Source organism: Propionivibrio sp. (assembly GCF_047602565.1).
GTDB lineage: Bacteria > Pseudomonadota > Gammaproteobacteria > Burkholderiales > Rhodocyclaceae > Propionivibrio.
The window spans coordinates 2,904,326-2,924,805 of record NZ_JASGGX010000001.1 but is presented as its reverse complement, the minus strand read 5'-3'; the positions used below and the strand labels follow the sequence as shown (position 1 = coordinate 2,924,805).

Annotated in this window: 20 protein-coding genes, 1 tRNA gene and 1 pseudogene; 10 read left to right on the top strand and 12 right to left on the bottom strand. The window is 67.6% G+C overall.

Translation table 11 applies throughout. From position 1 onward, the window contains the following. Positions 1–116: 116 nt before the first annotated feature. Complete coding sequence (locus tag QM701_RS13730) at positions 117–1,454, bottom strand: aspartate aminotransferase family protein (protein ID WP_415167608.1); 1,338 nt, start codon at positions 1,452–1,454, stop codon at positions 117–119. Positions 1,455–1,599: 145 nt separating this feature from the next. Between QM701_RS13730 and QM701_RS13725 the strand changes: the two are divergent. From QM701_RS13725 to QM701_RS13715, 3 genes and pseudogenes are all read left to right on the top strand, one after another. Beyond that, a pseudogene (locus tag QM701_RS13725) lies at positions 1,600–2,115 on the top strand (3-keto-5-aminohexanoate cleavage protein); the annotation flags it as partial. Between the two features lie 73 nt (positions 2,116–2,188). Then, positions 2,189–2,359: a 3-keto-5-aminohexanoate cleavage protein gene (locus QM701_RS13720; protein ID WP_415169396.1), complete on the top strand. Its 171-nt coding sequence runs from the start codon at positions 2,189–2,191 to the stop codon at positions 2,357–2,359. A 6-nt stretch (positions 2,360–2,365) separates the two neighbouring features. Continuing rightward, positions 2,366–3,232, top strand: coding sequence for a MurR/RpiR family transcriptional regulator (locus QM701_RS13715; RefSeq protein ID WP_415167607.1), 867 nt, complete (start codon positions 2,366–2,368; stop codon positions 3,230–3,232). A 117-nt stretch (positions 3,233–3,349) separates the two neighbouring features. Here the strand turns inward: QM701_RS13715 and QM701_RS13710 are convergent, their stop codons facing one another. Further along, on the bottom strand, positions 3,350–4,315 hold the full coding sequence (locus tag QM701_RS13710) for a LysR family transcriptional regulator (protein WP_415167606.1): 966 nt from the start codon (positions 4,313–4,315) through the stop codon (positions 3,350–3,352). A 107-nt stretch (positions 4,316–4,422) separates the two neighbouring features. Between QM701_RS13710 and QM701_RS13705 the strand changes: the two genes are divergently transcribed. The 6 genes from QM701_RS13705 to QM701_RS13680 all read left to right on the top strand — a co-directional run bounded on the left by QM701_RS13705 (position 4,423) and on the right by QM701_RS13680 (position 9,748). Continuing rightward, entirely contained in the window at positions 4,423–4,932 is a 510-nt protein-coding gene (locus QM701_RS13705; RefSeq protein ID WP_415167605.1) for a cyclophilin-like fold protein, read from the top strand. Between the two features lie 33 nt (positions 4,933–4,965). Then, positions 4,966–6,075, top strand: coding sequence for an alpha/beta hydrolase (locus QM701_RS13700; protein ID WP_415167604.1), 1,110 nt, complete (start codon positions 4,966–4,968; stop codon positions 6,073–6,075). 106 nt (positions 6,076–6,181) lie between these two features. Then, positions 6,182–7,405, top strand: coding sequence for an MFS transporter (locus tag QM701_RS13695; RefSeq protein ID WP_415167603.1), 1,224 nt, complete (start codon positions 6,182–6,184; stop codon positions 7,403–7,405). Positions 7,406–7,433: 28 nt separating this feature from the next. Beyond that, positions 7,434–7,670: a hypothetical protein gene (locus tag QM701_RS13690; protein ID WP_415167602.1), complete on the top strand. Its 237-nt coding sequence runs from the start codon at positions 7,434–7,436 to the stop codon at positions 7,668–7,670. Next, positions 7,667–8,722: an NAD(P)-dependent alcohol dehydrogenase gene (locus QM701_RS13685; protein WP_415167601.1), complete on the top strand. Its 1,056-nt coding sequence runs from the start codon at positions 7,667–7,669 to the stop codon at positions 8,720–8,722. The genes QM701_RS13690 and QM701_RS13685 overlap by 4 nt, the downstream gene beginning before the upstream one ends. 264 nt (positions 8,723–8,986) lie before the next feature. Then, positions 8,987–9,748, top strand: coding sequence for an SDR family NAD(P)-dependent oxidoreductase (locus QM701_RS13680; protein WP_415167600.1), 762 nt, complete (start codon positions 8,987–8,989; stop codon positions 9,746–9,748). Positions 9,749–9,922: 174 nt separating this feature from the next. Here QM701_RS13680 and ychF read toward each other — a convergent pair whose 3' ends face one another. From ychF to QM701_RS13630, 10 genes are all read right to left on the bottom strand, one after another. Further along, positions 9,923–11,014, bottom strand: coding sequence for a redox-regulated ATPase YchF (gene ychF, locus QM701_RS13675; protein ID WP_415167599.1), 1,092 nt, complete (start codon positions 11,012–11,014; stop codon positions 9,923–9,925). 286 nt (positions 11,015–11,300) lie between these two features. After that, a complete protein-coding gene (locus QM701_RS13670; RefSeq protein WP_415167598.1) occupies positions 11,301–11,909 on the bottom strand; it encodes a CCXG family PEP-CTERM protein in 609 nt (202 codons plus the stop codon). Positions 11,910–12,070: 161 nt separating this feature from the next. After that, entirely contained in the window at positions 12,071–12,637 is a 567-nt protein-coding gene (gene pth, locus QM701_RS13665) for an aminoacyl-tRNA hydrolase (RefSeq protein WP_415167597.1), read from the bottom strand. 89 nt (positions 12,638–12,726) lie between these two features. Then, entirely contained in the window at positions 12,727–13,350 is a 624-nt protein-coding gene (locus QM701_RS13660) for a 50S ribosomal protein L25/general stress protein Ctc (protein WP_415167596.1), read from the bottom strand. Positions 13,351–13,403: 53 nt separating this feature from the next. Then, the gene (locus QM701_RS13655; protein ID WP_415167595.1) at positions 13,404–14,354 is read right to left on the bottom strand and encodes a ribose-phosphate pyrophosphokinase; all 951 of its coding nucleotides are present in this window, start codon (positions 14,352–14,354) and stop codon (positions 13,404–13,406) included. 76 nt (positions 14,355–14,430) lie between these two features. Further along, a tRNA-Gln gene (locus tag QM701_RS13650) sits at positions 14,431–14,507 on the bottom strand. 90 nt (positions 14,508–14,597) lie between these two features. Further along, positions 14,598–16,256, bottom strand: coding sequence for a fatty acid--CoA ligase (locus QM701_RS13645; protein ID WP_415167594.1), 1,659 nt, complete (start codon positions 16,254–16,256; stop codon positions 14,598–14,600). Positions 16,257–16,325: 69 nt separating this feature from the next. Beyond that, complete coding sequence (gene ispE / locus QM701_RS13640; protein ID WP_415167593.1) at positions 16,326–17,183, bottom strand: 4-(cytidine 5'-diphospho)-2-C-methyl-D-erythritol kinase; 858 nt, start codon at positions 17,181–17,183, stop codon at positions 16,326–16,328. After that, on the bottom strand, positions 17,180–17,791 hold the full coding sequence (gene lolB, locus QM701_RS13635; RefSeq protein WP_415167592.1) for a lipoprotein insertase outer membrane protein LolB: 612 nt from the start codon (positions 17,789–17,791) through the stop codon (positions 17,180–17,182). The genes ispE and lolB overlap by 4 nt, the downstream gene beginning before the upstream one ends. A gap of 5 nt (positions 17,792–17,796) precedes the next feature. Continuing rightward, entirely contained in the window at positions 17,797–19,554 is a 1,758-nt protein-coding gene (locus tag QM701_RS13630) for a tetratricopeptide repeat protein (RefSeq protein WP_415167591.1), read from the bottom strand. 92 nt (positions 19,555–19,646) lie between these two features. Between QM701_RS13630 and mutM the strand changes: the two genes are divergently transcribed. Beyond that, positions 19,647–20,477, top strand: coding sequence for a bifunctional DNA-formamidopyrimidine glycosylase/DNA-(apurinic or apyrimidinic site) lyase (mutM, locus tag QM701_RS13625; RefSeq protein WP_415167590.1), 831 nt, complete (start codon positions 19,647–19,649; stop codon positions 20,475–20,477). Positions 20,478–20,480 lie beyond the last annotated feature (3 nt).

The following is a 20,480-nucleotide window of genomic DNA, read 5'->3' as shown; positions in this document are numbered from 1 at the left end:
TCACGGAGAAACCCATCAAGTAGGCCGATACCTGGACGGCTCGCCGTCCGTACCGGGCGGAGATGGGAGTGTATCGATTTGCGGGCGAAAACGCCCGGACTAGCCGGGCCGGACGATCATCCTTCCATGGCCGCTTCGATCGCCTGCCCGATCGAAACGGCCAGGAGATCGGCGATCCGGTCGAGGTCTTCCTTCGTGGCGATGAACGGCGGCGCCAGCAGCACGTGATCCCCCAGGCGGCCGTCGATGGTGCCGCCCATCGGATAGACCATCAGCCCGTTCTTCATCGCCTGCGCTTTCACCCTGGCATGCAGCCTGAGCGAGGGATCGAACGGCGTCTTGTCCGCGCGATCCCGGACCAGTTCGACGCCGAGGAACAGTCCTCGGCCGCGAACGTCCCCGACGAAGGGACTGGCGCCGAGCCGTTCGTCGAGCCCAGCCTTGAAGTACGCGCCGTTCTCGCGGACGGCGGCGAGCAGGCCGTCCCGCTCGATCGTTTTCTGCACCGCCAGGGCCGCGGCGCAGGCGACGGGATGCCCGATGTAGGTGTGCCCATGCTGGAACAGCCCGCTGCCGCTGCGGATCGCCTCCACCATCCTCGATGACGCCATGAACGCGCCGATCGGCTGGTAACCGCCGCCGAGGCCCTTGGCGATGGTGACCAGATCGGGGGCGACGTTCTCCTGCTCGATAGCGAACAGCGTTCCGGTGCGCCCCATGCCGCACATCACTTCGTCGGCGATGAACAGGATGCCGTAGCGGTCGCAGAGCTCCCGCACGCCCTTGAAGTAGCCGGGCGTCGGCGTCAGCGCGCCGGCCGTGGCGCCGACGACGGTCTCGGCCACGAAGGCGATGACCTTTTCGGGGCCGATTTCCTGGAACTTGGCATCCAGTTCCGCCAGCAGGCGTTGCGTGTATTGGTCCCGGCTTTCGTCGGCGCGCCGGTCGCGGTACTCGTAGCAGGGAGAGACGCGCCCGACGTCGATCAGCAGCGGCGCGAACTGCCTCCTTCTCCATTCGTTGCCGCCGACGGCGAGCGCGCCGAGCGTGTTTCCGTGGTAGCTCTGCCGCCGGGCCACGAAGACCGTCCGCTCCGGCTGGCCGATTTCGACGAAGTATTGCCGGGCGAACTTGAGCGCCCCTTCGACCGCCTCGGACCCGCCCGAGACGAAATACACCTTGTCGAGACCCGGAGGCGCCGCCTTGGCCAGGAAATCCGCCAGTTCCTCCGAAGGCTCGTTGGTGAAGAAGCTGGTGTGCGCATAGGCCAGCTTGTCGATCTGCGCGTGCATGGCCGCGAGCACGTCGGGGTGCGCGTGGCCGAGACACGACACCGCCGCGCCTCCGCAGGCGTCCAGGAAGGTGTTCCCCTGCTTGTCCGTGAAATACATTCCATGGGCTGTCTCGGCGATCGCGGGGGTCGAGAGCAGCGAACGGTGGATGATGTTGCTCATGCGTTCTCTCCAGTCCGGTATTTTGAAACAAATGTAGTATATACTAAGTCAAAGAAACAAACGTTGTAATCCGATCGAGAGGAGCAGCATCGTGGAAAAACTGATCATCACGCTGGCGCCGACCGGGAACGTCCCGACCAAGGCGATGACGCCGCACGTTCCGATCACCGCCGATGAGATCGCCCAGGACGTCATCGCCTGCCACGCGCTGGGCGCTTCGGTCGCCCACATCCACGCGCGGGACGAAGCCGGGCAGCCGACCACGGACCTCAGGTATTTCGCCGAGATCGTCGGCAAGCTCGATGCGGCGCGGTGTCCTATCGTCAAGCAGATCTCGACCGGCGCGCGCGGCGGCAAGTCGGGCGAGGCGCGCTGCGAGGCGCTCGCCCTCGGCCCTGAGTCGGCGAGCCTGGCCACCGGCTCGTCCAATTTCCCGGCCAGCGTCAACGCCAATGAGCCCAAGCTGGTCGAATACATGGCGCAGGTCATGCTCGAACGGAAGATCAAGCCGGAGATCGAGGTCTTCGATTGCGCGATGATCGCCAACGCCGTCGAGTTGCAGAAGAAAGGATTGATCGAGGCGCCGCTGCTGTTCAATCTGGTTCTCGGCGTGAAGGGCTCGCTGCCCGCGACGGCCAGGAACCTGTTCTTCCTGGTGGACAGCCTGCCGCCCAGCGCCCTGTGGAGCGTGTCCGTCATCGGTCCGCAGCACGTCGCCCTGTTCGACGGTCGCCATCGCCCTCGGCGGACACGTCAGGGTCGGCATCGAGGACAACGTGTACTTCTCGAAAGGCGTGCTCTCGACCAACGCGGCGCTCGTGGAACGGATCGCCGGCATCGCCAGGGCGGTCGGACGGGAGCTGGCGACGCCAGAAGACGTCAAGCGCATCTGGTCGGGGAAGTAGGCCGCGATGAACGTCAAGGACGCCATCCTGGCACGCTTCACCGCCCTGCCTCCCAGGATGCAGGAGGCGGCGCGCTTCGTCCTCGACCATCCCAACGAAGTGGTGGTGCTGTCCATGCGCGGCATCGCGGAACGTTCCGGCATCCAGCCGGCCACCTTCGTGCGTCTCGCCCGGCTGTTCGGCTATTCGGGGTGGCCCGAACTGAAAGTGGCGTTCGCCGCGGACATGGGCCTGCAGACGGCGCAGTACGGCCAGCGCGCGAAGGACCTGGCGATGCGCGGCGCCGATGCGCGGCTGCTCGGGGAATTTTTCGCCGCGCAGCACGAAAACCTCGATGCCACGGAAGCGAAGTGTTCATCGGCATTGAAGGATGTGGCGACGGCATTGACGCGCGCCAGGACGGTGCATGTCGCTGGATTCCGCGCCAGCCTGCCCATTACCTATTCCCTGGCGTACGGATACCGGCTGTTCCGCAACTCCGTGCAGCTCATCGACGGCAACGGCGGCGGCATCGAAATGCAGCTGCGCCTCGTGGAGGCCAAGGATGCCGTGGTCGTCGCCAGCTTCGCGCCCTATTCCAGGGAGGCGGCATTCGTCGTCGAGACGGCGAAGCGCGTGGGCGCCCGCGTCATTGCGCTTACCGACAGCCAGGCATCTCCGCTGGCGCTGGGGGCGGATGAATCCCTGCTGTTCGCCGCCGGCAGCCCGTCGTTCTTTCCCTCGGTCGCCGCCGCCGTGGCGCTGACCGAGGCATTGCTCGAACTCCTTGTCGTGGAGGCGGGCGCAATGGGGGTAAAAAAACTGGAAGCGTCGGAAAGCCAGCTTTTTGAAGCGGGAGCCTATCTCCAGCGTCCGCAGCGGCGGCATTCCTGAGCATCCGGCCCGCCGGCGGACAGGCTTCGCGGGAGGGTGGCCGGGAAACGGAGAGAAATCCACGCGGCCGTCAGGAAGCCCGTGCAGGAAGGAGAAGTAACTGAAGCCGCAACCGGCTTATTGCGCGGAGGTCTTCCGCCCTGATCCAGCTTTCCCGGGGGCAATGCCAGGCCGCCCCCTGCTCGAGTCAGGCTCGCTGTAGCGCAGCGCATCGACAACCAGCGAGAAAGCCGGCGACGGCTGCCGGCGGCTGGGGTAGTACAGGTAGTACCCGGAAAAGGGAGCGCACCAGTCGTCCAGCACACGCACCAGGCGGCCGTCCTCGAGGTGCGGCGCGAACTCCTCCTCGGGCAGCCACGCGACGCCCAGTCCCGCCAGGGCCGCATCCACGATGTTGGGCGACGTGTTGAAAACGAGCTGCCCGTCCACGCGCACGTTCAACTGCCGGCCCCGCCGCTGGAAGTCCCAAATGTAAAGCCCGCCGCCGGACTGCATGCGCATGTTGATGCAGTTGTGGTTCATGAGATCCCGCGGACTCCTGGGCTTGGGGTGCGCGGCGAAATACCCGGGCGACGCGGTTACCGCCATGCGCAGTTGCGGCCCGATGGGCACGGCGATCATGTCCCGGTCGATGGTGTCGCCCAGCCGAACGCCCGCATCGAAACGATCCGCCACGATGTCGCGGAAACCGTAGTTCACATCGAATTCGATCTTGATGTCGGGATATCCCTGCAGCAAGGGCGCGAGCCTGGGCAGCAGCGTGGTCCGCAAGACGTGATCTCCGCAGGTGATGCGCACCGTCCCCGCGGGCTTGTCGCGCAGCTCCGTCAGCTCGTCCAGTTCCGCCTCGATCTCGTCGAAACGATGGCCGATGGCGTTCAACAGGCGTTCGCCCGCCGCCGTGGGCGAGACGCTGCGCGTGGTGCGGGTCAGCAAACGAATCTGGAGTCGCGCCTCCAGGCCGTTGATCGCCTGGCTCAGCGCCGACTGCGTCACGCCAAGCAGAGCCGCGGCGCGCGTGAAGCTGCCTTCGCGCGCGATGGTGACGAAGGACAAAAGATCGTTGAGGTTGCGTCTGGCCATGGCTCAGTTTCCCATGAATCCCATGCAATACTGATTAGCATAGCTTATAACGGTTTTAAGTATTCATTAGCTAGTCAAGCCGGCCTCCGACAAGGATCATATGGGGCATGGAAAAGCCCATCCCCATGTCCATGCGCCAGTTGCGGCGCGGAACGCTGGCGCTGCTGGCCAGTTCGTTCCTCGGGCTGACAGCTTGCGCCTCGGATGGCGCGGTGGCCCAGCCATCGTCCGGCGCTTCGTCCGCGCCCGCAAAGAAGTTCCCCATGAAGATTCGCCTGATCGTTGGCGAACAAGTCGCCACCGCCACGCTGTACGACAACGCCACCGCGAGAGATTTCGCGACGCTGCTGCCGCTGTCGTTGACGCTGACGGACTACGCCGGCATCGAGCGCGTCTCCGACCTGCCGCGCAAGCTGTCCACGCGGGGCGCGCCCGAGGGCATGGCGCCCGTGGCCGGTGAACTGGCCCACTACGCCCCCTGGGGCAACCTGGCGATCTTCATCCAGGGCCGCCCCTGGTCGCGAAGCCTGCTGCCGCTGGGCAAGGTGGATCAAGGTCTGTCCACCCTGGCCCGGCCCGGGCCGTACCAGGTGCGGATCGAGCGCATCGAGCCCTGAATCATCCGACCCCAATCGCAAGGAGTACGAACCATGTCCGATCCGCAAGACGCCAAGCGGCGCGAATTCCTGAGCACGGTAGGCACCGGCGCGGCCGCGCTGGGCGCGCTGTCGGTCGTTGGCGGCGCGCTGGCCGCCTCGCCCGCACAAGCCCGGGCACAAGCGCCGGCCAAACCCGACGATGCCGACAATTTCTACACGAGCGACCAAGTGACCGTGCAGAAGGTGCGTTTCAAGAACCAGTACCAGACGGAAGTGGCGGGCAACCTCTACGCGCCCAGGTCGCTGGACCGCAACGCCGGGAATCCGGCCCTCGTCGTCAGCCACCCGATGGGCGCGGTCAAGGAGCAGAGCGCGAACCTGTACGCCACGAAGATGGCCGAACGCGGCTTCGTCACGCTGTCCATCGACCTGCCGTGCTGGGGCGAGAGCGACGGGCCGCGCAACCTCGTTGCGCCGGACATGTACGCCGAGGCGTTCAGCGCGGCGGTCGATTTCCTCGGCGCGCAGCCGATGATCGACCGCGAGCGCATCGGCGTCATCGGCATCTGCGGCAGCGGCAGCTTCGCCATCAGCGCGGCCAAGATCGACCCGCGCATGAAGGCCGTCGCCACCGTCAGCATGTACGACATGGGCGCGGCCAACCGCCATGCGCTGAACAAATCGCTGACGCCGGCGCAGCGCCAGGCCATCATCGCCGAGGCGGCGCGGCAGCGCGACGTGGAGTTCGCCGGCGGCCCGCTCAAGTACACCAGCGGCACGGTACATGAACTGACCGCCCGGTCCACGCCGATCGAGCGCGAGTTCTACGAGTTCTACCGCACGCCGCGCGGCGAGGTCACGCCCGCGGGCGCCACGCCGCAGACCACCACGCACCCGATGCTGACGAGCAACGTGAAGTTCATGAACTTCTATCCGTTCAACGACATCGAGACGATCTCGCCGCGCCCGCTGCTGTTCATCACCGGCGACCAGGCGCACTCCAGGGAGTTCAGCGAGGACGCCTACCGGCTGGCCGCCGAGCCGAAGGAACTGCACGTCGTGCCGGGCGCGGGCCACGTCGACCTGTACGACTGCGTGGGCCTGATTCCCTGGGACGCGCTGACGGCATTCTTCCGGAAGAACCTGGCAAGACCGGCGTAAGGCCATCCGGGCGTGCGGGCCGCCTCCCACGCTCGCTTCCATGACCGCGCACCTTCCGGGGCGCGCGGCGTTTCCTGTTGAGCCCGTCAGAACGACCAAGTCCTTCATGACCACCACCGTAATCGACGCCCCGATGGGCGGCACCGGCTCCCGGCCGGACGCTGGACATCAAACCGCTCACTGGAGCGGCGTCTTGGCGATGACGCTGTGCGTCTTCGCGCTGATTGCCTCGGAATTCATGCCCGTCAGCCTGCTCACGCCGATGGCGGCGGATCTTCACGTCACCGAAGGCATGGCCGGCCAAGGCATCGCCATCTCCGGCGCCTTCGCCGTGGTGACGAGCCTGTTCATCTCCGTGCTGGCCGGCAACATGAACCGCAAGACGCTGCTGCTGGGCCTGACCGGGGCGATGGCCGTGTCCGGCGCGATCATCGGGCTGGCGCCGAACTATTTCGCCTACATGGCGGGCCGGGCGCTCATCGGCGTGGTCGTGGGCGGCTTCTGGTCCATGTCGGCGGCGACCGCCATGCGGCTGGTGCCGCCCGGCAAGGTGCCTCGCGCCCTGGCCATCTTCAACAGCGGCAATGCGCTGGCCACGGTGATCGCCGCCCCTCTGGGCGCCTGGCTGGGTTCCGTCATCGGCTGGCGCGGTGCCTTCTTCTGCCTGGTGCCGGTGGCGCTGATCGCCTTCGTCTGGCAATGGATCAGCCTGCCGTCCATGCGCATCGAGCAGCGCGGCGCCGGGCCGGGCAGCGTCTTCGAACTGTTCCGCAGCAGGGTCGTGGCCCTGGGCATGCTAGGCGTGGGCCTCTTCTTCATGGGGCAGTTCACGCTGTTCACCTACGTGCGGCCGTTCCTGGAAACGGTGACGCGGGTGAATGTATCCACGGTGACGCTCGTGCTGCTGGTGATCGGTGTCGCGGGCTTCGTTGGCACGATCCTGATCGGCAGTGTGCTCAAACGGGGTTTCTATCAGACGCTGATCGCCATCCCGGTGCTGATGGCCGCCATCGCCCTGTCCCTGATCGCGCTTGGCGGCCGGACGGCGGCCGTCGTCGGGCTGCTGGGTTTCTGGGGCCTGATCTCCACCGCCGCGCCCGTGGGCTGGTGGGCCTGGGTGCCCCGGACGTTTCCGAAGAACGCCGAAACGGGCGGCGGGCTGATGGTGGCGATGATCCAGTTGTCCATCGCCCTGGGCTCCACCGTGGGCGGGCTGCTGTTCGACCACGGCGGCTACCGGAGCGCCTTCGTGGCCAGCGCGGCCATGCTGCTGATCGCGGCGGGCCTGATCTTGCTGGCCTCGCGCTCGCAGCCCCGGCAAGCGGCCTGAGCCGCGCGTCAAACCGGATGTCGAATTGATGCGGGAGATCGCCCTGCTGTTCGGCTTCCTCGCCGCATCTTTCCCGGGCATTGGGGTCAACGTATTCAACGGCGCCGGCGGCTCTCATGCAAGCGGGCGCACAAAAGGCTGGTTCAAAAATGAAGAACGTGATTCTTATCGGCGCCAATGGAAATACGTCGAAAGAGATACGGCAAGGCAACTCAACGATCCTCAATCTGATTCCCACATCCCCAACCTAAGGAAATTCTCATGAACATCAAAGCCTACGGAGCCCATGCGGGCGACCTTCCCCTCGAACCCATGGACATCACGCGGCGCGCGCCCGGCGCGCACGACGTGCAGATCGACATCGCCTACTGCGGCGTGTGCCACTCGGACATCCACCAGGTGCGTTCCGAATGGGCGGGCACGCTGTATCCCTGCGTGCCGGGCCACGAGATCGTGGGCCGCGTGTCCGCGGTCGGCGCGCACGTGTCGGGCTTCGCGGTCGGCGATCTGGTCGGCGTCGGCTGCATCGTCGATAGCTGCAAGCACTGCGCCGACTGCGAAGAAGGGCTGGAGAACTACTGCGACCGCATGGTCGGCACCTACAACGGCCCCACGCCCGACGCGCCCGGCCACACGCTGGGCGGCTATTCCCAGCGGATCGTGGTGCATGAGCGCTACGTGCTGCGCATCCGCCACCCCGAGTCGCAACTGGCTGCCACCGCGCCGCTGCTGTGCGCGGGCATCACCACCTGGTCGCCGCTGCGCCACTGGCAGGTGGGGCCGGGCCACAAGGTAGGCGTGGTCGGCATCGGCGGCCTGGGCCACATGGGCATCAAGCTCGCGCATGCCATGGGCGCGCACGTGGTGGCGCTGACCACCTCCGAATCCAAGCGCGAGGCGGCCCTCGCCCTGGGCGCCGATGCGGTCGTGGTGTCGCGCAACGCGGACGAGATGGCGGCCCATGCCAAAAGCTTCGACTTCATCCTCAACACGGTGGCCGCGCCGCACGACCTGGATCCGTTCTTCAACCTGCTCAAGCGCGACGGCACGATGGCCCTGGTCGGCGCGCCTGCCACGCCGCACCCGTCGCCGCAGGTGTTCAGTCTGATCATGAAGCGCCGCAGCCTGGCCGGTTCCATGATCGGCGGCATCCCCGAGACGCAGGAGATGCTCGATTTCTGCGCCGGGCACGGGATCGTGGCGGACATCGAGATGATCCGCGCCGATGAGATCAACGCCGCCTACGAACGCATGCTCAAGGGCGATGTGAAGTACCGCTTCGTGATCGACAACGCTTCGTTGGCGGTCCGAACCTGACCGGAGGACATTCATGAACGTTCCCCGCCACTGCAAAGGACAAGTTGCGCCGCCGCCCGCTTCATCCCGATGAATCGCTTTGAGAATCGCAAGGCGCCGGGTGCCGCGAAGGGCCTGGCGACCTGATCGGAGGAGATGCCCATGGATCGTCGAAGATTTATCGCCGCAGGCGCCGGACTGGGTTCGGCACTGGCCGCTGGATCGCTGCTGGCCGCCACGCCCGCCCGGGCGCAGACAACGCCGAATGCCCGAAAGGAGTCCCCCATGTCCAACGCGCGACAGGGCGCAGGCCGGAAGGCCCGCGTGTTCATCACCGGCTCCGCCGACGGGCTGGGCCGTGCCGCGGCGAAAACCCTGCTCGCCGACGGCCACGAAGTCGTCGTGCATGTCCGCTCCGAGGCCCGGCTGCCGGCCGTGAAGGAACTCGTGGACCAGGGCGCCGCCGCCACGATCGGCGACCTGTCGGACCTCGCGCAAATCCGCGACCTCGCCCGCCAGGTCAATGCGACCGGCCGGATGGATGCCGTCATCCACAACGCTGGGGTCCTCTCCGGCGCGCAACTGCTGGTGGTCAACGTCGTCGCACCCTACCTGCTCACCGCCCTGGTCCAGCGCCCCCGGCGCCTGATCTACCTGAGCAGCGGCATGCACCGGGGCGGAAATGCCAGCCTGGCCGGCATGGACTGGTCCGGCCGCGCGTCCACGGGCAGCTACTCCGACAGCAAACTGTTCGTCACCACGCTGGCGGCAGCCGTGGCGCGGCTGTGGCCCGACGTTTTCAGCAACGCCGTCGATCCAGGCTGGGTGCCGACCAAGATGGGCGGCCCGAACGCGCCGGACGACCTGCGCCTGGGGCACCTGACCCAGGAGTGGCTCGCCGCCAGCGACGACCCCGAGGCGCTGACCAGCGGCGGGTACTGGCACCACCAACAGCGCCAGACGCCGCATCCCGCCGTCAACGATCCCCGGTTCCAGGATCTGTTGCTGGCCGAACTCGCGCGCGCCACCGGCACGACGCTGGCGTGACGGCACCTACGAAATCCCCTACGGGAAAAAGCAGCCGACGGCAAACCGGCTTTCCTTGCCTTGCAGGCGGCGCTTCCACCGCCAGAGCTTGCCGCCGGCCGGCTTGGATCGTTGATTTCAAAAACCCGTTCAATCCACCGAGCGCTACCGAGCGCCACTGAATTCGGAAAACCGTCAGACGTTGAACAGGAAGTTGAGGACGTCGCCGTCCTTCACCACGTAGTCCTTGCCTTCCGCGCGCATCTTGCCCGCCTCCTTGGCGCCCTGCTCGCCGCCGTGAGCGATGAAGTCGTCGAAAGCGATCGTCTGCGCGCGGATGAAGCCGCGCTCGAAGTCGGTATGGATGACGCCGGCCGCCTGCGGCGCCGTGTCGCCCTTGTGGATCGTCCACGCGCGCACTTCCTTGACGCCGGCGGTGAAGTACGTCTGCAGGCCGAGCAGGTGGTAGCCCGCGTGGATCAGGCGGTCCAGCCCCGGCTCTTCCAGCCCCAGGTCGGCGAGGAAGAGCTGCTTCTCCTCGTCGTCGAGATCGGCGATCTCGGCCTCGATCGCCGCGCAGACGGCGACGACCTCGGCGTTCTCGGTCCGGGCATGGGCGCGCACGGCGTCCAGGTGCGGATTGTTCTCGAAGCCGCTCTCGGCGACGTTCGCCGCGTACAGCACGGGCTTGGCGGTGATCAGGCAGAACGGCTTCAGATTGAGCCATTCCTCCTTGGACAGATCGAGCGCGCGCACCGGCTTGCCCTGATCGAGCTGCGCGAAGCACTTGTCGAGCACCGAGCAGAGAATCTTGGCTTCCTTGTCGCCGGCGCTCGCCGGCTTGCGGTAGCGGTTCAGGGCCTTGTCGACCGTGGCCAGATCGGCCAGCGCCAGTTCGGTGTCGATCACCTCGATGTCGCGGAGCGGATCGATGCCGCCGGACACGTGCACCACGTTGTCGTCGGCAAAGCAGCGCACCACGTGCAGGACGGCGTCGGTTTCGCGGATGTTGGCGAGGAACTTGTTGCCTAGCCCTTCGCCCTTCGACGCGCCGGCGACCAGGCCCGCGATGTTGACGAACTCGGTCACCGCCGGCACCACGCGCTGCGGCTTGACGATCGCCGCCAGCTGCGCGAGGCGCTTGTCCGGCACTTCGACGACGCCGACCGACGGATCGATGGTGCAGAAGGGGTAGTTTTCCGCCGCCACGCCGGCCTTGGTCAGCGCGTTGAAGAGGGTGGACTTGCCGACGTTCGGCAGGCCGACGATTCCGCATTTGAGGCTCATGCATTGATCCTTGGTATTCGAGGCGCCCGCCAGCGCCGGCGGCGCTGGCGGGTATCCGGATGACGAGGGCAAAAAACGACGGAGCCTCGACGATTCCGTACTTGTCTTGCCTCAAAAAGCGGCAATTGTACCCTCGTCGGAGTCCTTGTTCCAAAGGCCTCCCGATATGCGCGATCCAGCGTCGCGCGAGGAGCGCCGGGCCGTTCTTCGTATCACCCCGGCGGCCCGGTCCGGCGTAAACGACGAACCCCGCCGCAGCGGGGTCCATCCGGGAGGAAAGAGTGCTTCAGGCGCTTCTGCGGCGCCCGAGACCGAGCCCGGCGAAACCGAGACCGAGCAGCGCCAGCGTGCCGGGTTCGGGCACGGCGAGCTGGTCGAGATTGCTCACCGAGAGTTCCTGCCAGGCGCCGCCATTGACGCTGAAGCGGGCCGACTGACCGCCGTTGCAGCAGTCTTCCGCCCAATAGGCGTCGAGGGTATAGGTTCCCTCGGCCAGGACGAGGCTGCCGGTCAGCAGTTCCGAAGCGGTCCAGCTGCCCGCCCACCACAGATCCGTGGCATTGACGTCCAGCAACGTGCCGTTCAGGTAGAGCGCGCCGCCATAGCCGGCGTCGGGCGCGAGCTGGAAGGCCAGCGCCGCGCCGGCGTTGGCTTGCGAGACGGTGAAGCTGATCGAAAGATGATCGTAGCTGGAATTGCCGCCCAGCACGTTCGTAAACGAAGTCAGCGACGAAGAATTCACCGACGAGGCTTGCGACGCCCAACCGGCCGCGTAGTCGGAAAAAGTGCCGGCGGTGATCGAGCGCACGTCATACGTGATCGTGGAGGCCCCGGCGGCCGTAGAACACAGCTCCCCGGCAGCGACCAGCAGCGTGAGCAGGTTTTTCGTATTCATCTTGTTCGTTTCTAATTGGAAATTATGGTTTCCAGCAATAAGCATGGACCATGCCAGACTCAATAACCCTACAGTGGGAAAAGGATTTTCCCGCCGGGCATGCAAAAAACCCTGACGGTGTGTAAAGCTCTTCGACACTGCCGCGGCATGACCGCCGGCGGTCAGACCTTGCCGTGGAGCGTCTGCTGCGCGGCCGCGTAGTCGCCCGCCCCCAGCTTCGGCCAGGCCAGCAGGCAGCGCTCGATGGCGCGGTCGATGGGCTCCCGCTCTTCCCGCCGGGGCGCCTTGAGGACGTAGTTGATGACCTCGTTGCGGTCGCCGGGGTGGCCGATGCCGAGGCGCAGGCGCCAGAAATCCGGGGTGCCGAGATGCGCCTGGATGTCCTTGAGGCCGTTGTGTCCGCCGTTCCCGCCGCCCTGCTTGATGCGGATGCCGCCGGGCGGCAGGTCGAGGTCGTCATGGACGACCAGGATCTCGTCCGGCAGGATCTTGTAGAAATTCGCCAGCGACAGTACCGCCAGGCCGGAACGGTTCATGAAGGTCGTCGGCTCGAGCAGCCACAGCTCGCCCTGCCGCCCGACGAAGCCGCGGAACTTGCCCTGCGGCGACAGCGTGGCCTTGAGCTCGGCCGCCAGCCGGTCGACGAACCAGAAACCGAGGTTATGGCGGGTGTCCTCGTACTCGGCGCCGGGGTTGCCGAGGCCGACGATCAGGCGCGGGGCGGGCATGCGTGCCTACTCACGAAACGGAATCCGGAAAATGGAAAGCCGTCGCGGCGCGAACCGGCGACGGCTTGTCGCATCCTGATGGCGAGGGATCAGGCGGCGGGAGCGGCGGCTTCGCCTTCCGCGTCGCCCTCGGCGCCTTCGGCCGCCGCCTTCTTGGCGGTGATGGACACGACCAGCGGATCATCGCTGCCGTGCACCACCGGCTTGACGCCCTGCGGGTAGACGAGCTGCGAGACGTGCAGCGACTGGCCGGCGTTCAGATCCTTCAGGTCGACTTCGATGAAGGCCGGCAGGTCCTTCGGCAGGCAGCTCACGTCGACTTCGGTCATGGCGTGCGAAACCGTGCCGCCGCCGAGCTTGACGCCCGGCGCGAGCTCGGCGTTGACGAAGTGCAGCGGCACCTTCTGGTGCAGGACGTGCGTGGCGTCAACGCGCTGGAAATCGACGTGCAGGACCAGCGGCTTGTAGGCGTGCATCTGCGCGTCGCGCAGCAGCACGGTCTGCGCCTTGCCGCCCACCTTGAGCGCGATCAGCGACGAGTGAAAGGCTTCCTTGCGCAAGGCGAGGAGCAGGTCGTTGTGATCGATTTCGATCAATTCCGGGGCGGCCGAGCCGCCGTAGACGATGCCCGGCACCTTGTGGGCGCGGCGCAGGCGGCGGCTCGCTCCGGACCCCTGCTGTACACGCGCTGCTGCGTTCAGTTCAAATTGCATGATGACTCCTGGTGAGTTGAAAACCCGCCCGCGACCAGGCGGGGTGAAAAAAACTATTCGATGAACAGGGAGGACACGGAGTCCTCGTTGCTGATCCGGCGGATCGTCTCGGCCAGCACGTCGGCCACCGACAATTGCCGGATCGTCTTGCACTTCTGCGCGTCGTCGGACAGCGGGATGGTGTCGGTCACCACCAACTCGTCGATCGCCGACTCGCTGATGCGGCTGACCGCCGCGCCCGACAGCACCGGGTGCACGCAGTAGGCCAGCACCTTCTTCGCGCCGTTGTCCTTCAGGGCGGAAGCCGCCTTGCACAGCGTGCCGGCGGTGTCGACCATGTCGTCCATCAGCACGCAGGTGCGTCCACGCACATCGCCGATGATGTTCATGACTTCGGAGACGTTGGCCTTCGGGCGGCGCTTGTCGATGATCGCCAGATCGCACTCCAGGCGCTTGGCCAGCGCGCGGGCGCGCACCACGCCGCCGACGTCGGGCGAGACGACCATCAGGTTCTGGAAGTCCTGCTTCCACACGTCCGCCAGCATGATCGGCAGCGAGTAGATGTTGTCCACCGGGATGTTGAAGAAGCCCTGGATCTGCTCGGCGTGCAGGTCCATGGTCAGCACGCGCTGCACGCCGGCGGCGGTCAGCAGGTCGGCCACCAGCTTGGCGGCGATCGGCACGCGCGCCGAACGCACGCGCCGGTCCTGGCGCGAATAACCGAAATAGGGGATGGCCGCGGTGATGCGCCCGGCCGACGCGCGCTTCAGCGCATCGACCATGATCAGCAGCTCCATCAGGTTTTCGTTGGCCGGCGCGCAGGTGGACTGCAGGATGAAGACGTCCTGGCCGCGCACGTGTTCCTGGATTTCGACGGACACCTCGCCGTCGGAGAAGCGCCCGACCTTGGCCCGACCCAGCGAAATGTTCAAGCGTCTGACGACGTCGGCCGCCAGTTTGGGGTTGGCATTGCCGGTAAAGACCATCAGGCTGTCGTAAGCCATAGCGTGAATCCCGAGGCGCCTCTTGGAAGCAGCCCGGGCAGGTAGTCGCTACCTGGCCGGGCTGGAGGAAATCGCGTGGCTGGGGAAGAAGGATTCGAACCTTCGAATGCCGGAATCAAAATCCGGTGCCTTAACCAACTTGGCGACTCCCCAGCGGTCGCCCGCCTGAGGCATCCTGGCGAGCGAGGCGCGGATTATACAGGGCTTTCGCAAAAAACAACAGGCCCGCGCAAACGGAAACGCCTAGGAGGCCGCGCCCAGGCCGGCTTCCCGCATCGCGCGCTTGTTCAGCTTGCCGACGCTGGTCTTGATCAGTTCCGGCACGAAGCGCACTTGCAGCAGGATGCCGTGGCGCGATATGTGAGTCGCCTCGATGAGGCGGACGGCGTAGCCGCGAATCTCGTGCTCGCTCACCTTGCCCGCCTGGTCCGGCTTGAGCACCACCAGCGCCACCGGCCGCTCGCCCCATTTCTCGTCGGGCAGGCCGATCACCGCCGACTCCTGGACGGCCGGGTGGCTGTTCAGGATGTCTTCGAGCTGCAGCGACGAAATCCACTCGCCGGCCGTCTTGATCACGTCCTTGATGCGGTCGGTGATCTTCAGGTAGCCGCGCGCGTCGATGTGGCCGATGTCCTGGGTGTGCAGGTAGCCGCCGGCCCACAGTTTCTCCGAGGCCTGCGGCGCGTACAGATAGTCCTGGGTCAACCAGGGCGTGCGCAGCACGACCTCGCCGGTCGCCACGCCGTCGTGCGCGACGTCCGTCATTTCCGGCGTAACCACGCGCAGGTCGGTCAGCGGCAGCGGCAGGCCGGTCTTGCAGCGCAGGCGCGCCCGCTCCTCGATCGGCGCCTCGGCATCCCCGGCGCCCGGATGGGCGATGCTCACCACCGGACAGGTCTCCGACATGCCGTAGCCGGTAGCCACCTCGATGCCGCGCCGCAGCGCGGCCAGCGCCAGCGTTTCGGACATGGCCGAGCCGCCGATCAGCACCTTCCAACCGGTGAGATCGTACGACGCCGAATCCGGGTGGCTGAGCAGCATCTGCATGATCGACGGTACGCAATGCGAGTACGTGACCCGCTCGCCGACGATCAGCTTCAGCAGGCTGGCCGGCAGGTAGCGGCCGGGATAGACCTGCTTCAATCCGAGCAGCGTGGCGACGTAGGGGAAGCCCCAGGCATGCACGTGGAACATCGGCGTGATCGGCATGTAGACGTCGCCGGTGCGCATCGTCGCGCCGGCCGCCGCGGTGCCGATCGAGGTGGCGACGCCCAGCGTGTGCAGGACCAGCTGGCGGTGGCTGAAGCGCACGCCCTTCGGCAGGCCGGTGGTGCCGGTGGTGTAGAACACCGTGGCCTGCGCGTTCTCGTCGAAGTCCGCGAAGGCGTAGTCCGGGCTGGCGGCGGCCAGCAGCGCCTCGTACTCGGCGGCGAACTCCACCGGCCCGGCGAGCGAGCCCTGCTCGTCGTCGATCAGCACGAAACGGCGCACGCTTTCCAGCCGCTCGGCGATCGGCGCGAGCAGCGGGAAGAATTCGCGGTTGACCAGCAGCACGTCGGCGCCGGCGTGATTGAGCGTGTACAGGATCTGTTCGGCGTTCAGGCGCACGTTCACCGTCTGCAGGATGGCGCCCATCATCGGCACGGCGAAGAACGCCTCCAGGTAGCGGTGGCTGTCCCAGTCCATCATCGCCACCGTCTGTCCCGGCCCGACGCCGAGGCCGGCCAGGCCGGAGGCCAGGCGCCCGATGCGCTCGCGCAGCGTGCGGTAGGTGTGGCGGATCTTCCCCTGGTAGGTGATCTCCTGCTCCGGCGCGGTCGCCAGCGGCGTATGCAGGAGCTGCTTGATCAGCAGCGGATAGGCGTACGCCGACGGCGTCCCCTCGATGATTTTGACCGGCATGTTTTTCCCTGACGTTGAGATGGGCGGCGCAATCTTATGCGCCGGCGCCGGGGCTGGCAACCGCGCGCGTCATCCGCCCAGCGCGCGCAGCGGATGCGCGCCGAGTCCGGCGGCAACCCAGCCGCGCATGCCGCCGGGCAGCCGGGCGAGGACCTCGCGCGCCGCGTCTTCCGTGGCGAATTCGGCGAACACGCAGGCGCCGGAGCCGCTCATGCGCGCCTCGCCGAAGCGCGCCAGCCAGTCGAGATGCCGTGCAACCTCGGGAAACAGCCGGACGGCGACGGCCTGCAGGTCGTTGCCGCCGCATCCCGGCCGCCACGCGGAGGCCGATACCGGCGGCGTGTCGCGCCGCAGCCCGGCATCCTTGAAGATCAGCGCCGTCGGCACCTGCACCGGCGGTTCGAGCACCACGTACCAGACCGGCGGCAGGTCCACCGGCCGCAGCGCCTCGCCCACGCCTTCGGCGAAGGCGTTGTCGCCGGCGACGAAGACCGGCACGTCGGCGCCGAGCGCGAGGCCGATCTCCTGCAGGCGGCGGCGCGGCACGCCGGTTCCCCACAGATGGTTGAGCGCGAGCAGCACCGTGGCCGCGTCGGAGCTGCCGCCGCCGAGGCCGCCGCCCAGCGGCAGGCGTTTCTCGATGTCGATGCGCACGCCGTCCCGGCAGCCGGTTTCCTCCTGCAGCAGCCGCGCGGCGCGCACGGTCAGGTCGCTCTCGGGCGGCACGCCGGGCAGCGGCCGCGCCAGCGTCACCCGGCCGTCGCCATCGGGGGAAAAACGCAGGCTGTCGCCGTACCCGACGAAGCGGAACACCGTCTGCAGCAGGTGGTAGCCGTCGTCGCGCCGGCCGACCACGTGCAGGAACAGATTGAGCTTGGCCGGCGCCGGATAGGCGCTGTCCCAGGTCCAGCGCGACCCGGCGTTCATGGCGCCGCCTCCGGCGGCAGGGCACTCCATCCGTCGATGCGCAGCCGCAGTTCGAACGCGCCAGCACGCTCGGCGAACAGGCGCGCGGGCAGCGCCGCCGCGTCGTCGCCGTCGTAGGCGTACTCGATGCGCCAGTCCTCGTGGCGCAGCTGCAGCGGCCGCCCCTGCGCGTCGCGCGCGACGATTTCGGCGCCCGCGGCGCGGCCGCGCACCCAGTCGGTCAGCCGCTGCAGCGGCAGGCGATAGCCGAGCACCCGTTCGGTCAGCGACGGCACGTCGGGAGCCGCATAGATCCGGCCGTCGCTGGTGGTCAGCGTGGCCTGTCCGGCGGTGGCCACGATCTCGGCGACGCCCTGCCCGAAGGGCGAGGCCAGCAGCACTTCATCGCCCGCCGCCGTATGGCGCCAGTTGAGGCGCCCCGAATGATTCTGCGCCTCCTGGCGCAGGGAGAAGCGCCCTTCGAGCAGGAAGGACTCCAGCGCGTGGCGCGACGCCGGCGTCGGGCCGGCCGTTGGCGGCATCGCCGCGCAGCCGGCCAGCAGCGCGGCGCACAGCGCGCAACCCGCCGCGCGCAGCAGGCGCCGCCGGCCGCCCGATTCCATCGCCATCGGGATCAGGGCGCCAGCCTGCGCACGGTTTCGGACAGGACCGCGTTGGCCGGGAATTTCTGCTGCGCGCCGAGCAGCAGGCGCCGGGCATCGTCCTGGCGCCCCATCGACCACAGCACCTCGCCGAGATGCGCGGCGATCTCGGGATCTTCGCGCTGGCCGTACGAACGTTCGAGATACGACAGCGCCCCCGGCAGGTCGCCCTGGCGGAAAAGCACCCAGCCCATGCTGTCGAGGATGGCGGCGTCGTCCGGCGCCAGCGCCAGCGCCTTCTCGATCAGTTGCCGCGCCTCGGGCAGGCGCTCGCCGCGGTCGGCATAGGCGTAGCCCAGCGCGTTGTAGGCCTGGGGATTGTCCGGACGCAGTTCGATCAGGCGGCGCAGGCGGGTCTCCATCAGCGCCATCTTGTTCAGCCGTTCGGCCAGCAGCGCCGTTTCGTACATCAGGTCGTGCTGCTCGGGATTTTCGGTGAGCTTGAGTTCGAGGAAGTCGAACGCCTCCTGGACGCGGCCGGCCTCGCGCAGCAGCGCCGCCTCGGCGATCTGCATCTGGACGCGCTCCTCGGACTTGTCGGTCCGCACGCTCCTGAGCAGGGCGCGCCCCTCGTCGGGCTTGCCCTGTTCGAAGAGCAGGCGGGCCCGGCGCATCTGCGCCGGCAGGTAGTGCTCGCCGGAGACGACCTGCGCGTAGCGCGACAGGGCCTCGTCGATGCGCTTGTCCTCCTCGGCGATCTGGCCGAGATAGTAGTACGCGGCGCTCCGGTCCGGCACGCTGTCGAGCGCGACGAAATGCTTGAGCTGCGCCTCGGCGAGCGCCTTGTCGTCGAACTGGAGCGCCAGCACGGCGACCGAATAGACGATCTCGGGATTGTCCGGCGAGGCCTGCAGCAGCCGGTCGAACTGGCTCCTGGCGTCGCCATAGCGGCGCTCCGCGACCAGGGAGCGGGCGTACAGCAGGCGGACCTGGTTGGCGCCGGGGTTGCGCTCCAGGAAGCTGTCCATGAAATCGAGGGCGCCGTCGCGCGATTCGCGCATCAGCACCTGAGCCAGCAGGAACGCCGCCATTTCCCATTCCGGACGCAGTTCGAGCGCCCGGCGGGCTTCCTGCTTGGCGCGTTCGCCCTGCCCGGCGCCGCTCGCCGCCAGCGCCACGGCGTAGTGGGCTTCGGCCAGCCCGAAAAACGGCCGGCAGACCGTGTCGATCAGGCGGAAGACCGCCGCGCGGTCGGGGTTGCGCACGAACATGCGGTTCAGGCCGAGCAGGTTGTCCGGCAGCGCCGCCTTGTCGCTTTCCAGCATGCGGATCAGGTGCGGCGCCAGTTCGTCGAGCCGGTTGCTCATGACCAGCACGCCGGCCAGCATCTTCTGGGCGCGCGGCGAAGACGGATCGTCTTCGAGCCAGCGGCGGGCGATTTCCGCCGCGATGTCGAAGCGCCGCGCGAATCCCGCCACCTCGATGGCGCGTTCCATGATCTGCGGGTCGCGCGTGCGCGCCGCGAGGTCCGCGTAGGCCTTCACGGCGAGTTCGACGTCGCCGCGCTGGAGCGCGATTTCGGCCAGCAGCAGCTGGTAGACCACCTGGCCCAGCGCCGTTTCGTCCCCGTCCGCCTCGGGCGCGGCCACTTTTTCCGGCGGCGGCGCCGGACGCCTGGCTTCGCGCGCCGGCGGCTTGGCGGGAGCGGCGGCCGCCTCGCCGGCATATGCCAGTGGGCCGAGCAGGAGGGCAAGCGCGGCGAGAAAAACTACGCGGGGTTTGGATTTCATGGAATTGTCGTATTCGGCCAACGGGGAACCGATTAGAGTCTTTTGCGCCATAATGGTTTGCTCATGTTATGAACTTTTGGTGCGCGCAGCAAATGCCCGAACTCCCCGAAGTCGAAGTCAGCCGCCTGGGGCTGTTGCCCCACCTGCCGGGACAGCCCATCGTCCGGGCGATCTTCCGCATCCCGAAGCTGCGCCACGCGCTGCCGCCCGAACTGGCCGCGGAACTGGCCGGAAAGCGCGTGCGCGCCATCCTCCGGCGGGGCAAATACCTGCTCTTCGACTGCACGGGCGACGGCGAAAACGGCGGCTGGCTGATCATCCACCTCGGCATGTCCGGCAGCCTGCGCCTGGTCCCCGCCGGCACGCCGGAGCAGAAGCACGACCATGTCGACCTGGTCTTTCCCGGCACGGTCCTGCGCTTCCGCGATCCGCGCCGCTTCGGCGCCGTGCTGTGGCATGCCGGCGCGGACGTCGAACGCCATCCGTCGCTCGCCGTGCTGGGCATCGAACCGCTGTCGCCCGGCTTCGACGGCGAGTGGCTGTACGCGGCCACGCGCGGCCGCGCCGCGCCGATCAAGCCCATGCTGATGGACAGCCACCTGCTGGTCGGCGTCGGCAACATCTACGCCTCGGAAGCCCTGTTCCGCGCCGGCATCGCGCCCACGCGCGCGGCCGGGCGCATCGGCCGGGAGCGCTGCCACGCGCTGGCCGCGGCGATCCGCGCCACGCTGCAGGATTCGATCGCCGCCGGCGGCACCAGCGTGCGCGACTACGTGCACAGCGACGGCGGTGCCGGCAGCTTCCAGGTGGTGTGCGCCGTGTACGGCCGCGTCGGCGAACCCTGCCGGGTCTGCGGCACGCCGATCCGCGCGCTGCGCCAGGCCGGCCGCACCACCTTCCACTGTCCGCGCTGCCAGCGCTGAGCC

What these genes read in the sequence shown, in the direction of transcription:
- QM701_RS13730 (WP_415167608.1), bottom strand. Translation starts at nt 1,454, where the DNA reads ATGAGCAACATCATCCACCGTTCGCTGCTCTCGACCCCCGCGATCGCC.
- QM701_RS13705 (WP_415167605.1), top strand. Translation starts at nt 4,423, where the DNA reads ATGGAAAAGCCCATCCCCATGTCCATGCGCCAGTTGCGGCGCGGAACG.
- QM701_RS13710 (WP_415167606.1), bottom strand. Translation starts at nt 4,315, where the DNA reads ATGGCCAGACGCAACCTCAACGATCTTTTGTCCTTCGTCACCATCGCG.
- QM701_RS13680 (WP_415167600.1), top strand. Translation starts at nt 8,987, where the DNA reads ATGTCCAACGCGCGACAGGGCGCAGGCCGGAAGGCCCGCGTGTTCATC.
- QM701_RS13690 (WP_415167602.1), top strand. Translation starts at nt 7,434, where the DNA reads ATGCGGGAGATCGCCCTGCTGTTCGGCTTCCTCGCCGCATCTTTCCCG.
- QM701_RS13700 (WP_415167604.1), top strand. Translation starts at nt 4,966, where the DNA reads ATGTCCGATCCGCAAGACGCCAAGCGGCGCGAATTCCTGAGCACGGTA.
- QM701_RS13645 (WP_415167594.1), bottom strand. Translation starts at nt 16,256, where the DNA reads ATGCCGGTCAAAATCATCGAGGGGACGCCGTCGGCGTACGCCTATCCG.
- QM701_RS13670 (WP_415167598.1), bottom strand. Translation starts at nt 11,909, where the DNA reads ATGAATACGAAAAACCTGCTCACGCTGCTGGTCGCTGCCGGGGAGCTG.
- lolB (WP_415167592.1), bottom strand. Translation starts at nt 17,791, where the DNA reads ATGGCGATGGAATCGGGCGGCCGGCGGCGCCTGCTGCGCGCGGCGGGT.
- QM701_RS13695 (WP_415167603.1), top strand. Translation starts at nt 6,182, where the DNA reads ATGACCACCACCGTAATCGACGCCCCGATGGGCGGCACCGGCTCCCGG.
- ispE (WP_415167593.1), bottom strand. Translation starts at nt 17,183, where the DNA reads ATGAACGCCGGGTCGCGCTGGACCTGGGACAGCGCCTATCCGGCGCCG.
- ychF (WP_415167599.1), bottom strand. Translation starts at nt 11,014, where the DNA reads ATGAGCCTCAAATGCGGAATCGTCGGCCTGCCGAACGTCGGCAAGTCC.
- pth (WP_415167597.1), bottom strand. Translation starts at nt 12,637, where the DNA reads ATGCCCGCCCCGCGCCTGATCGTCGGCCTCGGCAACCCCGGCGCCGAG.
- QM701_RS13630 (WP_415167591.1), bottom strand. Translation starts at nt 19,554, where the DNA reads ATGAAATCCAAACCCCGCGTAGTTTTTCTCGCCGCGCTTGCCCTCCTG.
- mutM (WP_415167590.1), top strand. Translation starts at nt 19,647, where the DNA reads ATGCCCGAACTCCCCGAAGTCGAAGTCAGCCGCCTGGGGCTGTTGCCC.
- QM701_RS13715 (WP_415167607.1), top strand. Translation starts at nt 2,366, where the DNA reads ATGAACGTCAAGGACGCCATCCTGGCACGCTTCACCGCCCTGCCTCCC.
- QM701_RS13655 (WP_415167595.1), bottom strand. Translation starts at nt 14,354, where the DNA reads ATGGCTTACGACAGCCTGATGGTCTTTACCGGCAATGCCAACCCCAAA.
- QM701_RS13660 (WP_415167596.1), bottom strand. Translation starts at nt 13,350, where the DNA reads ATGCAATTTGAACTGAACGCAGCAGCGCGTGTACAGCAGGGGTCCGGA.
- QM701_RS13685 (WP_415167601.1), top strand. Translation starts at nt 7,667, where the DNA reads ATGAACATCAAAGCCTACGGAGCCCATGCGGGCGACCTTCCCCTCGAA.